The sequence below is a fragment of the Caldithrix sp. genome (genome assembly GCF_056497305.1).
In genome coordinates, this window is sequence record NZ_JBSMDE010000135.1 from 40,746 (window position 1) to 56,124 (window position 15,379).

Consider the following 15,379-nt stretch of genomic DNA (forward strand, 5'->3'; position numbering starts at 1 on the left):
CGGTTTAAAAGAAACGATGGGTTTTAAACACATCTGGAGTAAATGCTCCGTAGTAAATTACAAGGAAAGTAAACAGGTGTCATTTTGATGAAACGTAACAATTACAAATCGTTCGAATTGCCTTCGAATTCCTTTTTTCCGGTGTTCCAGAAGGCTCAAAAGCAATGGATTGGTCTCGGTTTTCTTATCGTCATCTATCTTGCTTTCAGCCATTTCCTGTTTGCACAAACGCTGGGCTGGCTCTTTTTAATGCGCTCAGCCTACTTCTGGCTGCCCATCGGGTTGTGGTTGATTTCCATTGCCTCCCTGAGCATCAAACCATTGCTTAAATTTTCCAGGGGCGTATTGCTTTTATTTTTACTGAGCAGCGGCCTGGTGTTCCTCTATTTGTTTCATCTGCATGGTCAGCTTTCCAGAGAAGTTTTTAATCTGGCTTTTGCCCTGATCTTAATAACCGGCTACCTTTTCCTGTTACCGGAATTTAGCCTGGCTTTAACCGGCGGCCTAATCTTATCGGCATTGTATTTTGTTTTTCCTTTAATCTTTATGCAGCAAGGGTTTGCTCTGCGTTCATTCCACGTCATTTTTATTTTGTTAATTAACCTTTCGGGCATCATCCTCAAAATTTTAGAGAACAGTTTACACTCCTTTTTGCAGGAACAAAAAGAGGAAATCAAAGTTCTTTCGGACGACTCTCTGCGCTTGCACGACTTAAACGTGGAATATGAACAACTTAAGGAAGATAAGGAGGCCTTAGCGCTTCAAAACAAAAATCTTCAGGAAAAAATCATTGATTTGAATAATATTTACCAGTTAGAACAGTCGCTGACCACACTGGCCGCCAGTTTTATCCAGGCCACTTTAAACGAAATTGATTCCATGGTCAACAAGGGACTTAAAACTCTGTGCGAATATTTCGAAGCCGATCGGGCCTACCTCTATTTTTTCACCAAAAATGGAACGTCCTTAAAAAAATCCCACGAGTACCACAAAGAGGGCGTTAAAGAAAAGATTGCCCGCCATGAGAAAATCGATCAGGAAGATTTTAAATGGTTCATTAAGGCTTTAAGACGCTCCACACATCTGGCCATTACCGATGTTGATCAACTGCCTGTGGAAGCCAGCACAATCAAATCCATCTGGAAGGTGGAGGATATCCAGTCACTGTTCATCGTACCTTTGATCATGAACGAAGCGATCGTCGGCTTTATTGGGCTCGATTTCCTGCAAAGACGCACAGAATGGCCTTATTTTACAGAACACACCCTTTTGACCGCAGGACTCATCTTTCTGAATGCGCTGGAACGCAAACGCTACAAAGAGCACCTGCGTCGCTCGGAAAATCGCATCAAAATGCTCTTCGAGCGCTCTGCAGATGTCATTTACGTTTCTACGCCTTCCGGTAAAATTCTGGACATGAATCCGGCCGGTGTAAAGCTGTTCGGTTGCAAATCCCTCGAAGAAGTGCTCAACACCAATGCTGACGCTCTATACCTGAACCCGGCGGATCGGCAAAAATTTCAAAAGACGATTGAAAAGAAAGGGTTTGTAAAAGATTACGAGTTAACCTTAAAAAACAAAGCCGGGCAGAAAATTCTGGTACTGGTAACGGCCAGCGCCGTTAAAAACGAGGCCGGTCAGGTAGTGGCCTACGAAGGCATCATGCGCGATGTGACAGAAAAAAAACAATTAGAACAACAACTTTTCCAGGCCCAAAAGATGGAATCCATTGGCCTGCTCACAGGTAGTATTGCGCATGATTTCAATAACATCCTGACCGCCATTAACGGCTACGCCGAAATGATTCGGCGCGGCTTACCAGACGACCATTCCATGCAAAATTTTGTGCAAAACATCCTGCGCTCAGGACGGCGCGCAGAAAACCTGATTCGACAATTACTGGCCTTCAGTCGCAAACAACTAATTGAACCGCGCGTGGTCAATCTGAATCAGATCATCGAAGACCTGAAAAAAATGTTACGTCAACTGATCAACGAAGATATTGAACTGGAAACCGACCTGGGGGATGATGTTCCCTCCATTAAAGCCGATCCGGGCCAGATCGAACAGCTGCTGGTCAATTTAATCATTAACTCGCGCGACGCATTAAACCACCTGGAAGATAAAACCATCAACAAGATGATTAAAGTTAAAACAGAGCAGGTCATTCTGGACGAAGAATTTGTTTCCCGCCATGCTGGCAGCCGTGAAGGCGCTTTTGTACGCATTAGTATTTCCGACAACGGAATCGGTATTCCGGAAGACATTCAGGATAAAATTTTTGAGCCCTTTTTCACCACCAAAAGCGAAGGCAAAGGAACCGGGCTGGGCCTTTCTACGGTTTACGGAATCATCAAACAGAACGGCGGTAGTATTTACGTTGACAGCAAACCAGGACGCGGTACGACTTTCCACATTTACTGGCCGGTTTGTGACGAAAAGGAAGATTCCTCGGAACGCGACGAAACCAGCGAAATTTCCACCAAAGCCCAGGAGTCGATTCTGGTGGTAGAGGACGATCCTGATGTGCGTGACCTGGCCTGTACATTTCTGCAAAATCTGGGCTACAAAGTCTATTCCGCCGAAAACGGCGCCAAAGCGCTGGAGATCATCCAGCAAAATAACCTGATTAATGAATTAGATATGGTCTTTTCCGACATGGTCATGCCTGTAATGGGCGGCGATCAATTGGCTGAAGAGATTAAAGAACTCAATCCTAACATTAAAATTTTGCTGACCTCCGGCTACACCGACAGCCAGCTGATGAAAACCGGCTTATTGAGTCGCGGTTACCATTTCCTGCACAAACCCTACACCATTCAGCAAATGGCTAAAAAGGTCCGCTCAATTCTGGACAACAAGATTTGATCGTTCCATGTTCCGCCCTTTGGCCCACCCCCGACGGCCGCATTGCTCTTTTAAAACCTCTACGCTGCCCTGTTAGCTCCTCAGAACAGGCCCAGCACTCTTTTAATCAGTAGATTTCTCTTCTCTTTGTCCGGCTCAAGGGGTGGATTTTGAGGCGGTAGCAAAGTTCCGTATGTTTTGCCGCCGACCTTCCTGTAAGTGCAAACATATTGAATGTCAAAGCCCACACCGGCTTTGGAATACCCGGTAGCAATGTGGCCCACCCCCGGAGCGTAGAATAACACCGGTAAAGGCCAGCTGGCAATGGGAAAAACAGCTTTAAATTGAAAGACGTCCTGAAGCCGGGCCCAGGAAAGCGTAAAATGCCCATAGTTGCTGACAGTAAAATATTTGCTGGTATCCCCTATTTGCACATCCCAGCGCTCTCCCTGCTGAGGATAGCTTTTTGCCAGACGAAATTCAAGATAAGCAGGAATGCCCATTTGCTTGTAAGGGGTAAAATTGGTATGAATCAAATAGCCCTCTTTAAGAAAGAAATAGAGCGTATCGGCCGGCCACTGTCCTACGCTTGGCACAATCACAAAAACTTTTTGCCCATCCATACGAGTTCGTGTTTTGACGACCTTAAATTGGAATGTGGAACTGTCTGTGGTGCTGATCATTTGCCACTCATCGCCCACGGAAAGCGGGGTGTAAGTCGTTTCCACGGAAATGGCCGTGCTGTTCTTTTGACATTGCACAACAATAAAGACAATTGGCAACCATAACAATAACATCCAATGCTTCATCACATCATCTCCAGGCTGAACAAATAAAATCATCAAAAGTTAAACTGATGGTTGCGCATTGTCAATAGACAAAAACAGAACCTGTTCATTGGCCATGGCAGGATTTGATTGTAAGTTTATGATTTTGCCAACAACCCTGGTTACCTCCTTTTTTTACTGTCGGTTGAGCGGATAATGGAATCCGATTCCAATATCTGAGAAACTTGTGAAATATATTTCAAAAAATGAGAATAAAACAAAACATTAATTTCTGACAGGATACGTCGAAAGTACGTTAAGTGCCTGTTTTTTAATTCATGAAACCGATATTGAGAAAATTGGCACATAATTTGTGAATAATTACACAGGAATTAAACGACGAGGAAGGCTTATGAATTCGCAAAAATTATCCACTTTACCGCGTTACTTTTTCGACCAGGAGACGATGAAGCGCTTCATCACATTTTTAATGGAACGGGCCAAAGTGATTGCCCCGCACAAAAAAGGTGAAAAATCATTCGTTTTCAGGGATGTAAGCAATCCGGATGAGGTTGTACTCTCCTATCCGCGAACTCTACATCCGTTAAAAAAGTTTTTTCTACCACCTGTAGAAACATTGCTCGAATTTGATTTAGCAAAGAACGAAATCAAACCTCCTGAGATTCCTGTGGAAGATCGTTTTTTTCTTGGGGTTCACTCCTACGATATGAAAGCCATTTTGTTGCTGGACCACAGTTTTAAAAAGGGAAAGCCTGAGTCCAATTATTTGAAGCGCCGGGCCCGCTCCGTATTTATCGGCATCTCTTACCAGCCCGATGAATACCATTTTGCGCAGGACCTGGGCATCGATCCCTATGATGTTTCTGGATTCTCCATTTTCATCGACCCGGTAGAAAAAGGCTACCTGGTATTTGAAGTGGATGAAGTGGGACGAAGATTGCTCAAAGAATTTGATACGGGATTGCCACTAACCGATTTGTTGGAATTGGAAGAGCCCGAGCATAAACCGCGCATCAAAATGCATCACAACCGTTTACCTCAGATTTTTGAACATGTTTACCATTCAAAGGTGTGGAAAGAAGTGGCCCGCAAGTGCCTGGGCTGCGGTACCTGCAACCTGCTGTGCGCCACCTGCTATTGTTTTGACGTAACCGATGAAGTGGATCTGGATATTACAAAAGGAAAACGCCAACGGCGCTGGGATGGCTGCATGCTCAATCCTTTTGCCGAAGTTGCGGGTGGCGAAAATTTTCGACCGACTCTGGATTCGCGCACACGGCATCGTCTGTACCGCAAATTTAAATATTTAACCGACCAGACCGGAGAATTACATTGCGTTGGCTGTGGGCGGTGTTCCAAATATTGTCCGGCCCACATCGCCATGATCGATATCATAAACGAATTAATTGAAGATTACAATAAACAGCAACAGGCTGTGAGTTTGGTTTAAAAAAGGGAACATGTCTATGGAACTACTAAACGTCGAAGCACAGGACCTTTACATTCCGGTTTTAGCCACTATTGATCGCGTAGAACAGTTAACCGCTACCGAAAAACGTTTTCATATTATTTTACCGGAAGGGCAAGAATTGCAACACAAACCCGGCCAATTTGTGGAAGTTTCTATCTGGGGCTTTGGCGAGGCTCCCATTTCCATCAGCTCTTCTCCAACGCGCAAACCCGGCTTTGAATTAACCATTCGGCGCACAGGGCGTTTAACCGAAAAAATACACACACTGGAAGCCGGCGATCTGATTGGAATCCGCGGACCGTTTGGCAATGGATTTGATGTTCAGAAATTTGGGGGTAAAGATGTGCTGTTTGTGGCCGGCGGAATTGGTCTGGCCCCCTTAAAATCTTTGATTGAGTACACGCTGGACAGGAGAGAAGATTTTAAACGCATCATCATTCTTTACGGCACTAAAAATCCTTCTGAAATCCTTTATCCGCAGGAAATAAAAGAATGGCAGCAACGGGAAGACGTAGAATTTCACATGACAGTTGATCGGGCCGATGGTAACTGGGATGGTCATGTCGGTGTGATTACTACACTGATTCCGCCGCTCGACATCGATGTAGAAAACACGATTGCTGCCATTGTGGGCCCGCCCGTTATGTACAAGTACGTGGTAATGGCCTTAAAAGCCAGGCGTTTGCCGGACGCCAACATGTACCTTTCATTGGAAAGAAGGATGAAATGCGGCGTCGGAAAATGCGGACACTGCCAGATTAATCACAGCTACGTTTGCCAGGACGGGCCGGTCTACCACTACCCGGTGCTTAAAGAATTAGAGGAGGCAATATGAGCCAGGAAAAGAATAATAGAAAACCCAAGGTAGCCTTTTTCGATTTTACCAGTTGCGAAGGGTGCCAGTTAAACAAATTAAATTTTGAGAATGAGCTGCTCGATTTGCTGAAATATGTCGATATCGTCGAATTCCGTGAGGCAATGGATGACAAAGCAGAAGAATACGATATCGCCTTTGTAGAGGGAAGCATTTCTACGCCAACCTGCATTGAACGCATTTATGATATCCGACGCAGAAGCAAAATACTGGTCGCTTTGGGCCAATGCGCTGTGAGTGGGGGCATCAATGCCATGCGCAATGACCAACCCCTGGAAAAGGTGCAGGAAGAAGTTTACGGGGAACACAAATACCTCTTCCCTTCCATGCCCGCCCTTCCGGTCAGCGCTGTGGTTAAAGTCGATTATGAAGTACGCGGATGCCCGATGAGTCCGCCTGAATACCTGCATGTTTTTAAATCGCTGGTTTTAGGCCGCATACCGGAAATTAAAGATTACGCCGTTTGCGTGGAATGCAAACTCAAAGAAAATGAGTGCGTTCTGGATAAGGGCATGTTCTGTCTTGGGCCCATCACGCGCGCCGGATGCGATGCCATCTGCCCTTCTAATGGTCAATATTGCACCGGATGTCGGGGGCTGGTCTCCAATGTAAATAAAGATGGCGCAATTGACATGCTGAAACAACACGGCTTTTCTGTGGAAGAGGCCTTAAAACGCATGAAAATGTTTAACACCAATGATCTGGAAAAAGAAATTTGCTGGGGGAAAGAATGAGCAGGGATTTAAGCATAAATGTTCACCACGTTACGCGCGTGGAAGGACATGGGAATATCGTTGTCGATGTAAAAAACGGCGTTTTGAAAAAAGCGGAACTGGACATCGTAGAACCGCCGCGCTTTTTTGAGGCCATGCTTAAAGGGCGCAATTTTCATGAAGTAGCCATCATCACTTCCCGAATTTGCGGCATTTGTTCGCTCGGGCACCAGATGACTTCGCTGAGAGCAACTGAAAAGGCGCTGGGACTGGAAATCAGTGAACAGACAGAAATGTTAAGAAAAATCCTGGTTCACGGCGCCACATTTCAGAGCAATGTGTTGCATGCGCTTTTTTTGGCTGCTCCCGACTTTTTGAACGTAGGTTCGGTTTTCCCTCTGGTTACCACGCACAAAGATGTGGTGCTGGCCGCGCTGCGTCTGAAACGGCTGGCCAATGAAATCGGCGAGGTGATCAGCGGACGTGCCGTTCATCCCATTAGCATTGTGCCGGGGGGGTTCACCAAACTCCCCACTGAAGCGCAGATCAAAGAACTACGGGAAAAATTGGCCACCCAGGGCATGAACGACGCCCTCTTTGCCGTCGATGTGCTGGCTTCACTCGCCGACCAGATCCCTCAATTCGAAAGAGAAACCGAATACATCAGTCTGTACAACGACCAGGAATACGCCCTGTACAACGGAGTGATCTGCTCATCGGATGCCGGACTAATTCCGGTTGAAGAATATGAAAACGTAACCAATGAATTTGTCGTACCGCATTCAACCAGCAAACATACGCGCTTCAATCGCAGTTCGTACATGGTAGGCGCTCTGGCACGCTTTAACAACAGTCACACTTTACTTAGCCCAAAGGCTAAAGAGGTAGCGCAAAAATTAGGCCTTAAAGCGCCCTGCCACAATCCCTACATGATTACCGTTGCGCAAATGGTTGAAGTTCTGCACTGCATTGAAGATGCCATTGCCTTAATGGATACCCTGCTGGAACGGGGCATCAAAGATGAAAAACCAAATCAGAAGCCAACACGCTATGGACGCGGAATTGCAGCAACGGAAGTACCGCGGGGCATTCTGTTCCACGACTACACCTACAACCGCAAAGGGCAAATCGAAAAGGCCAATTGCATTATTCCCACGGGACAGAACCTAGCAAACATCGATGATGATATGAAAAAATTGGTACCTGAGATTCTGGATGAACCCAAGGAAACCATCACAAAAAAATTGGAGATGCTGGTGCGCGCCTACGATCCCTGCATCTCCTGTTCCGTTCATATGTTGGATGTGACATTTGAAGAGTAAAATGAAAATAATCGCTTTAGGTAATCGTTTAAGGGGTGATGATGCCATCGGCCCGCTGATCCTTGATCAATTACAGGCTAAAGACATACCTGTCCCTTTACAACTTATTGAAGCTGGCGCCGATGCCATTACCCTTTTAGAACATCTGGCTGGTACGGAACCGATTATTATTGTGGACAGCGCTCAAATGGACCAGCAACCGGGAACCGTAAAACTTTTTGATGTTGAGACTGAGTTTAATCTGGCCCGGCAGTTCATTTCCCTGCACGGTTTTAGTTTTGCCGAAACATTACAAATGGCAAAAAGCCTGGGAAAAGTAGCGCCATGTAAGATTATTGGTATTCAACCAAAAACGATTGAATTTGGGCAGCCTCTGTCACCCCCGGTAAAAGAGGCCATACCCAAAATTCTGGATTTGATAATCAAGGAGGCACAGACCTATGCCAAAAACAATCTTAATCATTGATGATGATATTGATCTGGTTGAAGCCATGCGTTTGACTCTGGAAAATGCAGGCTTTGAAGTTATTGACGCTCAGGACGGTCTGAAAGGTCTGGAAAAGGCCAAAAAGGAAAATCCGGATCTGATTATTTTAGACGTGATGATGGGCACCCAGGATGAAGGGTTTCACGTAGCTTACCAGATGCGCCAGGATGAAGATTTAAAACAAATCCCCATCATCATGTTGACAGCGGTCGGTCAGGAAACCGGATTTAAATTTGATCGGGAGAAAGACGAGGATTTTCTGCCCGTCGAAGAGTTCATCGAAAAACCGGTCGATCCACAAAAATTAATCGAACGCATTAAAGTTCATTTAGGCATGTAACATCCCCCAAAATCCAAACCCATAGATCATTGCGTAAGGCCGTAAGGCTTTACGCAATTTTTCATTGAATGCTTTGTAAACCTGGTTCAGCAATACACCCAAGCTGCTCAACTGATCGATTGACAATTCTACCATGGCCTGTTTACGCATAGCCTCCGTTTTCTGTATTGCTAAAGCGGAGATGAACCTTTTTGAGTCCGCACCTTTGTTTGGCTGAACCGGGCATCCATTTTTAAAAGGGAGGAAAGCTATTGACCGGCATTAAAGACGAAAGAATAAGCTCTTGAAACAATGGACTTTTTCTACAAAGCGGGAATATGTAAACATTTTCTCAAAAAGCCTTCTTTTTTTGTGAAAAATTTTATATATTAATACCTAACCAAAGTGTGGGAATACAAAGTGGTGTTAAAAAAGATCATTTCATCCGGAGGGGAATTATTTCCCTTTCTGGACATCAACATTCTTCAGGACCGCCTGGGCTGGTCCATTAAGTTGCGCTGGCTGGCTATTGCAGGTTATTTTTGGGCCACGCTCGGGGCAAAATACTTATTAGAGTTCAAAATTCCTTATCATCTAATCTGGATTACCTTAAGTCTGCTTTTACTGGTCAATATTCTCTACTATCTCATTCAAAAAACGTTCGGGCACATCTCCTTCATTACGGAATTAATCATCTTAAGTGTTCATATTGTGGTAGATCTGGTATTTCTTACTCTGTTGTTGCATTTCTCCGGAGGCATCGAAAACCCGGTTTATCTGTTTTACCTTTTTCACGTGGTTTTAAGCTCGATTGTTTTTCCCAAGAAATATCCATATTTGTTCTCCACGGTGGTTGTGCTGCTATTTGCCTTATTGCTCCTGGCCGAATATCATCAAATTTTACCCCATTACTCCATCTTTGGTACGCATATTCATCTCAATCTTTCTGCAATTGGATTAACCTTAACCGTGTTTGTGATTACGGTTTACGTTACGACTTACATCTGCTTAACGTTTATGGAAATCTACCGGCAAAGTAAGTACGTTATTGATCAGCAGAATGAAGAATTGCGCAAAGCAGCCCAAGAAAGACTCCAATTTTTTCGCTTCGCTTCGCATGAACTCAAATCGCCTGTTGTGGCCATAAAGACCACCATCGATTCGGTGCTGGCCAACTTTGGTCATGAACTCAATCCGGCAGGAGCCAATTTGCTAAAACGGGCTTCCAGACGCGCCGAGCAAATGTTGATGATTATTAAAGATTTACTGGAGTTATCTCGTCCGCGTGCCAAGCCGGACAAGCAAGATGTTTCAGCGGTCAATGTCAATCATCTTTTAGACGAAATCATTGCTCAAGAAGGGGTGTTAGCTGCCGAAAAAAGAATCAATCTTGTTCTGGATGTACACTTTGATCAGTTGATGATCAAAATGTTGAAAGAAGACCTGGAAAAGGTACTTCGAAATCTGGTGAATAATGCCATTCGTTACACGCCCGAAGGAGGAAGCGTTAAGGTCATAGCCAGAACAGAAAAAGATAACTTGATTGTTGAAGTACAGGACACAGGCATCGGCATTGAGGGAAAAGACCTGGAGAATATTTTCAATGAATTCTATCGCGCTGAAAATGCCAAAAGGATGGTAGGCATGGGCACGGGCCTGGGGCTAAGTCTGGTTAAAAAAATTATCGAAACCTACGGTGGAAAGATCACCGTACACTCAGAGATCAATAAAGGTTCAACGTTTATTTTGAGTTTACCAATCAGGAACTAACTAAGATGAGGACAGTAAAATGATTAAAATTGGGGGGCTTGTCGATCAAACCAACTTAACCATGTACGCGATCACCTCGTTAAAAGATCGGCCGGGCGCTGCAGCCGAAGTGCTTAATCTGTTTGCCAAAGAGAATATTAATCTGGAATACATTACCGAAGGGGGCTGTCAACAGGATTTTGCTACTTTAACTTTTTGTGTCAATTCTGAGATGGCGGCCCAGGTGGATGAAATCATTCGACACAATATTGAAGAATATGCCAATCACATTCGCAAGCGAGAATACGTTTGTATTTTAGGAGTTTACGGGCCACACTTCAGAGAAAAGCCGGCTGTGGCCGCTTATTTTTGTTCTGCGCTGGGTAAAGAAGGAATCAACATCCTGGGTCTTTCAAGCAGCATTTCCACGATTTCGGCCGTGATTGACATTCGTGATCGCGAGCGCGCGTTAAAATCGCTGATGCAGGTATTTAAATTACCCTGAAAGGTAAGACGCTTAATCCAGATCAGGACGGGCCTATTTTGGTTTAAGGTAGCTACCGGGATAAATCAGAAACCGGCAAAATTTGGTGCCCATACTGGAAAATTTGAAACTCTTTTTTTTAAAGAAAACTGCCCAGCCCTTGCTCACTTTTTGCTATTCCTGAGCTCCCATCGTTTCAACAGCTCCAAAAGCAGCACAGCCGCAATCTTTAAAAAACCGCAAAGGGTTCAAAGAATTAATTTTAATTAAAAATTAAGAATTACGAATTACGAATTAATTTGCGAAGGGGCAACTTATGCCCAGGCGGTGAGGAACCGTGCCGGCATGTCATTCTGAGAATCCCTTACATTGGCAGACTATTCGAAAGAGCAATGTAACTCGTGCTTCAGTCCGCGACTTTATACGGGCGAAGCATTTATGGCGAGCTTTTGTTTTAAACCCCATCCCCATTTCTCTTTAAAAAAGAGAAGGGGGAGTTTTAATCGTGCTTTGTAAATTTTGATTTTTAAATGTTCATCTACTTTAACTTTTGGGAAAGCTTAGTAAGAATTCAGCACAAGAATTTTCGCACGCTAAGTCACTAGATCTTTTTCAGGAAGTATTCTAAGTCAGCACAGCCGCAACCAAAAAACTTCTTTTAAAAATGACATGCCAGTGCCCTGGAATCCTTTAACTCTTATATTCATTTACTCTTAACTTTACTCTTCCAACAGCAGAAGTCATTTCACGAATTAGCCCTCACCCCCTCGATCCTCCTCTCCCAGAATACAAATCTGGGAGAGGGGGAAGGCTTGGTGGGGGAATTTTCACACCTATGTTGGAAATACCATTCACGAACAATGGGAATTCGCTATGTCAGCCCGATGCTCATTCAACCATTCAACAAATCAACAATTCAACAGTTTTGCTTCTTCACACTGCATAAAAATTTTCGCATCCCGCTAAGCGGGATTATGAGTTTTGAAGGAAGTATTCTAATCTTGTTTCAATTGATTTGTAGTGTCAAGTAGGAGCCGGAGCGAAAATGGGAAAACAACCTTATCGGGTTTGGCAGGAAGACATCGGCAAAAGTAGAACGATCGCTTTTTAAGAAAAAAAGCCAACCCTCTACGGATTTAAATGGGTTTTCCCTAAACACCTTTTACACTATTTTTACAATTCTTTACATCTATTAGCCCTAAACTAAGAGCAAGGTTCCTTCTCCTCCCAGATTTTGTAAAGGGAAGGCAAAATAAAAGCTGCACAGCAGAAAGGAAATCCTCATGCAGGCACAACATTTACCAGGATTTAACATCGGCCGATTTCATTTACCAACGCCAATTATTCAGGGTGGAATGGGCGTGGGCATTTCTCTGTCTGGTCTGGCTTCTGCCGTAGCCAACGAGGGCGGGATAGGTGTTATCTCATCAGTGGGATTGGGACTGCTCTTTGCCCAGAAACAGTTGAACTATCGCATGGCTAACATGCATTTTCTACGACAGGAGATTCGAAAAGCGCGCAAACTTTCCGACGGCGTCATCGGTCTGAATATCATGGTTGCCCTGTCCGATTTTGAAAACATGTTGCAAATCGCCATCGAAGAAGAGGTGGATGTTGTGTTTATGGGCGCCGGACTGCCGTTACGTTTTCCTAAAATCTACACACCGGAAATGATACGCAATTTTACAACCTATTTTGTGCCCATTGTTTCCTCGGCCAGAGCCGCCCAGTTGATCTTTCAGTACTGGGGAAAAACTTTTGGGCGCATTCCAGAAGCTGTGGTGGTGGAAGGGCCCAAAGCGGGCGGCCATCTGGGCTTTAAGAAAGAACAGATCGATGACCCGCAATTTCAGCTGGAGACATTGATCCCTCAGGTTCTGGAGGTAATCAAGCCATTTGAAGATCGATTTGCACGAGAAATTCCGGTGATTGCCGCCGGTGGCATTTTTAGCGGAAGCGATATGTTAGAATTTTTAGAACTGGGCGCCAGCGCTGTGCAAATGGCCACGCGTTTTGTAGCTACACATGAATGCGATGCCTCCGAGGCCTTTAAACAGGCCTATGTTTTGAGTAAAAAAGAAGATATCGTCATTATTGAAAGTCCGGTGGGGCTGCCTGGAAGAGCGCTTAACAATCGCTTTTTGCAAGAGGTAAAGGAAGGGCAAAAGAAACCCTTTCAATGTTCATGGAAGTGTTTGAAAACCTGCGATTTCCGCACGACCCCTTACTGTATTGCCGATGCTCTGGCCCATGCCCAGCAGGGCATGCTGGAAAAAGGCTTCACCTTTGCCGGCTCCAATGCCTACAAAGTTGACAAAATTGTTTCTGTTCATGAGCTGTTTCTGACCCTGGAAAAAGAATATCTGCAGGCTTTAAAAGTTAGGCAATCCCAGACAGTTTGTTGAAAAAACAATGATTCTGAACCGGTATTTGCTTAATTACATGATTACCAGGATTAAGCTTTTCTTGTGTCGGTAATCTGTACCTGATATTTGAGAAGTAATTTTCCACGAGCGATCAAAATCAAGGCAATCCTTCAATTCTGATAATCCCTGTTCAAAATTTCAATACTTTAATCTGCCCGTTCTGATTCAGGGGAAGGTCAAAACTCCCCAGCAATTTAATTGGACTTTTAAGCCGCGCACGTCCGGTTAACTGATACTCAAGGGAGGTGGGATTTTTTAGCAATTGGTAAAGACTGCTTCCCATCTCCAGAAAATTAAGATGCACGGGGAGCTCAAGCCGTTGATTTTGTTTTTGGCCGATTTTTAATCGTTTTTGAAGAGTCCCCTCCATCCATTTCTGTCCATTTATTACAAACTGATAGTTTAGGGCCTGCAAGGCCAGCGACCAGGCGTTGGGATTGTCCACTTCCAGAGCCAGAATCAGGTCAGCTCCGCTAAAACCCAGGCGTTTCAGCTTCAGCGCTGCGACCTTAAATTTGGGAATTTTGACGTTGGGAATATGTTGCCTAATGTGCACCGGTACCCGAATCTTGCCCAGGCCAGGCACATCAAATGTCAAACCGGAGCGTAGAGTGTACGTGATGCTGTCCGCGTTTCTCAACGCCTGAAAACTTTTGTACAATTGCTTAAAAGAGAAAGAGAGCGGTATGCTGATCTCCGATTGTCCATGACGGGCAATGGAAAGCCTCTGGTCCTGCCGGCCTTTCAGGAATGAATGCTGCTCAATGAGTAATTCGTAGTCATAACCAGCCAGGTCGATGCCCACCGGATTGGGGTTTTCGATGTTCAATCTGGCTTCCAGCTCAACGGTTTTCAGGCTCAACCCGCGCAATTGAACGGTTTTTAGCTTAACGATCGGTTTTTGTACATTCATTTGTTGCAGCAGGGGCCAGAGTTCCTGGCAACTGTTCAAAATGAACAGGCCCGATAGCAAAATGACAAGAACTATCTTTTTCATTGTGTTCCTCACGCTTGTTCCTGATACAAATGGACATCCTGTTGCGGGTAGGGAATAGAGATACCCTGGGCGTCAAAAGTAAGTTTGACATTTTCCTGAAAATCAAAATACACATTCCAGTAATTTTCCTGTTTGACCCAGACGCGCACGGCAAAATTGACCGAACTATCGCCCAATTCAGAGAGCACCACCTGTGGAGCGGGATCTTTCAGAATGCGCGGATCGTTCTCAACCATCTCTGTGAGAAGTCGCTTGGCTTTTTTCAAATCATCATCGTAGCCGATGCCGAATGTCATGTCCACACGCCGCGTGGGCTCCAGCGAAAAATTAGTAATGCTACCGTTGGAAAGAGCTGCGTTAGGAATGAAAATGGTCTTGTTGTCAAAGGTTTTTAAAATAGTATTGAAAATCTGGATCTGATCCACTTTGCCAATGTAACCCTGGGCGTCAATAACATCGCCCACTTTAAAAGGTTTAAGCAGTAAAATTAAGACCCCGCCGGCAAAGTTGGCCAGGCTGCCTTGCAAAGCTAGACCCACGGCCAGGCCCATGGCGCCGATTATGGCTACAAAAGACGTGGTGGCAATGCCAAGCATGGAAGCAATGCTAATCAGCAAAAGAATTTTGAAACCGATGGAAATCAGACTGACCAGAAATTTTTGTAAACTGATCTCAACCTTCGATTTTTCCAGAGTGCGACTGATTCCGCGACTCAATAGTTTAATCCCCCACAAGCCCAACAACAAAGCAATAATGGCCAGCAACAGCTGGGGAATAATTTTAATGGCCAGATCGATGAGTTGTTGGGTGTACACCTGAACGTTGTCCATGAGAATTCCTCCTCCTTATTAATATTTTAAATTGGCCAAATCTCCTGCCTTTCGGAGTATGAGAGGCGCTTT

14 protein-coding genes are annotated in these 15,379 nt (G+C 44.7%); 10 read left to right on the plus strand and 4 right to left on the minus strand.

Features of this window, described 5'->3' with window-relative positions; translation table 11 throughout:
• Positions 1-87 precede the first annotated feature (87 nt).
• Positions 88-2,868, plus strand: coding sequence for an ATP-binding protein (locus ACWB0I_RS11360; protein ID WP_479388183.1), 2,781 nt, complete (start codon positions 88-90; stop codon positions 2,866-2,868).
• An 80-nt stretch (positions 2,869-2,948) separates the two neighbouring features.
• Here the strand turns inward: ACWB0I_RS11360 and ACWB0I_RS11365 are convergent, their stop codons facing one another.
• Positions 2,949-3,656: a hypothetical protein gene (locus ACWB0I_RS11365; RefSeq protein ID WP_479388184.1), complete on the minus strand. Its 708-nt coding sequence runs from the start codon at positions 3,654-3,656 to the stop codon at positions 2,949-2,951.
• A gap of 370 nt (positions 3,657-4,026) precedes the next feature.
• On the opposite strand from ACWB0I_RS11365, the gene ACWB0I_RS11370 reads away from it, so the two are divergent.
• From ACWB0I_RS11370 to ACWB0I_RS11395, 6 genes are read left to right on the plus strand one after another with little or no spacing between them, the layout of a single operon-like run.
• The gene (locus ACWB0I_RS11370; protein WP_479388185.1) at positions 4,027-5,085 is read left to right on the plus strand and encodes a 4Fe-4S dicluster domain-containing protein; all 1,059 of its coding nucleotides are present in this window, start codon (positions 4,027-4,029) and stop codon (positions 5,083-5,085) included.
• A gap of 16 nt (positions 5,086-5,101) precedes the next feature.
• Entirely contained in the window at positions 5,102-5,941 is an 840-nt protein-coding gene (locus ACWB0I_RS11375) for an FAD/NAD(P)-binding protein (RefSeq protein WP_479388186.1), read from the plus strand.
• Positions 5,938-6,714, plus strand: a complete 777-nt coding sequence (locus ACWB0I_RS11380) for an NADH-quinone oxidoreductase subunit B family protein (protein ID WP_479388187.1) — start codon at positions 5,938-5,940, stop codon at positions 6,712-6,714. Before ACWB0I_RS11375 ends, ACWB0I_RS11380 begins: the two co-directional genes overlap by 4 nt.
• Positions 6,711-8,015 carry a Ni/Fe hydrogenase subunit alpha gene (locus tag ACWB0I_RS11385; RefSeq protein ID WP_479388188.1) on the plus strand — a complete coding sequence of 435 codons (1,305 nt, stop codon included), beginning with the start codon at positions 6,711-6,713 and terminating at the stop codon, positions 8,013-8,015. The genes ACWB0I_RS11380 and ACWB0I_RS11385 overlap by 4 nt, the downstream gene beginning before the upstream one ends.
• Before the next feature lies 1 nt (position 8,016).
• Positions 8,017-8,481, plus strand: coding sequence for a hydrogenase maturation protease (locus tag ACWB0I_RS11390; RefSeq protein WP_479388189.1), 465 nt, complete (start codon positions 8,017-8,019; stop codon positions 8,479-8,481).
• Positions 8,456-8,842 carry a response regulator transcription factor gene (locus tag ACWB0I_RS11395; RefSeq protein ID WP_479388190.1) on the plus strand — a complete coding sequence of 129 codons (387 nt, stop codon included), beginning with the start codon at positions 8,456-8,458 and terminating at the stop codon, positions 8,840-8,842. The genes ACWB0I_RS11390 and ACWB0I_RS11395 overlap by 26 nt, the downstream gene beginning before the upstream one ends.
• On the opposite strand, the gene ACWB0I_RS11400 is transcribed toward ACWB0I_RS11395, so the two are convergent.
• Positions 8,831-8,992 carry a hypothetical protein gene (locus tag ACWB0I_RS11400; RefSeq protein WP_479388191.1) on the minus strand — a complete coding sequence of 54 codons (162 nt, stop codon included), beginning with the start codon at positions 8,990-8,992 and terminating at the stop codon, positions 8,831-8,833. The genes ACWB0I_RS11395 and ACWB0I_RS11400 overlap by 12 nt on opposite strands.
• Positions 8,993-9,241: 249 nt before the next feature.
• On the opposite strand from ACWB0I_RS11400, the gene ACWB0I_RS11405 reads away from it, so the two are divergent.
• The 3 genes from ACWB0I_RS11405 to ACWB0I_RS11415 all read left to right on the plus strand — a co-directional run bounded on the left by ACWB0I_RS11405 (position 9,242) and on the right by ACWB0I_RS11415 (position 13,459).
• A complete protein-coding gene (locus tag ACWB0I_RS11405; protein ID WP_479388192.1) occupies positions 9,242-10,591 on the plus strand; it encodes a sensor histidine kinase in 1,350 nt (449 codons plus the stop codon).
• 19 nt (positions 10,592-10,610) lie between these two features.
• Positions 10,611-11,075: an ACT domain-containing protein gene (locus tag ACWB0I_RS11410; protein ID WP_479388193.1), complete on the plus strand. Its 465-nt coding sequence runs from the start codon at positions 10,611-10,613 to the stop codon at positions 11,073-11,075.
• Between the two features lie 1,262 nt (positions 11,076-12,337).
• On the plus strand, positions 12,338-13,459 hold the full coding sequence (locus tag ACWB0I_RS11415; protein ID WP_479388194.1) for an NAD(P)H-dependent flavin oxidoreductase: 1,122 nt from the start codon (positions 12,338-12,340) through the stop codon (positions 13,457-13,459).
• 151 nt (positions 13,460-13,610) lie between these two features.
• Here ACWB0I_RS11415 and ACWB0I_RS11420 read toward each other — a convergent pair whose 3' ends face one another.
• Both ACWB0I_RS11420 and ACWB0I_RS11425 read right to left on the minus strand, forming a co-directional pair.
• Positions 13,611-14,477 carry an LEA/WHy family protein gene (locus ACWB0I_RS11420; RefSeq protein WP_479388195.1) on the minus strand — a complete coding sequence of 289 codons (867 nt, stop codon included), beginning with the start codon at positions 14,475-14,477 and terminating at the stop codon, positions 13,611-13,613.
• 8 nt (positions 14,478-14,485) lie between these two features.
• Positions 14,486-15,307, minus strand: coding sequence for a mechanosensitive ion channel family protein (locus ACWB0I_RS11425; RefSeq protein WP_479388196.1), 822 nt, complete (start codon positions 15,305-15,307; stop codon positions 14,486-14,488).
• Between the last annotated feature and the right edge of the window lie 72 nt (positions 15,308-15,379).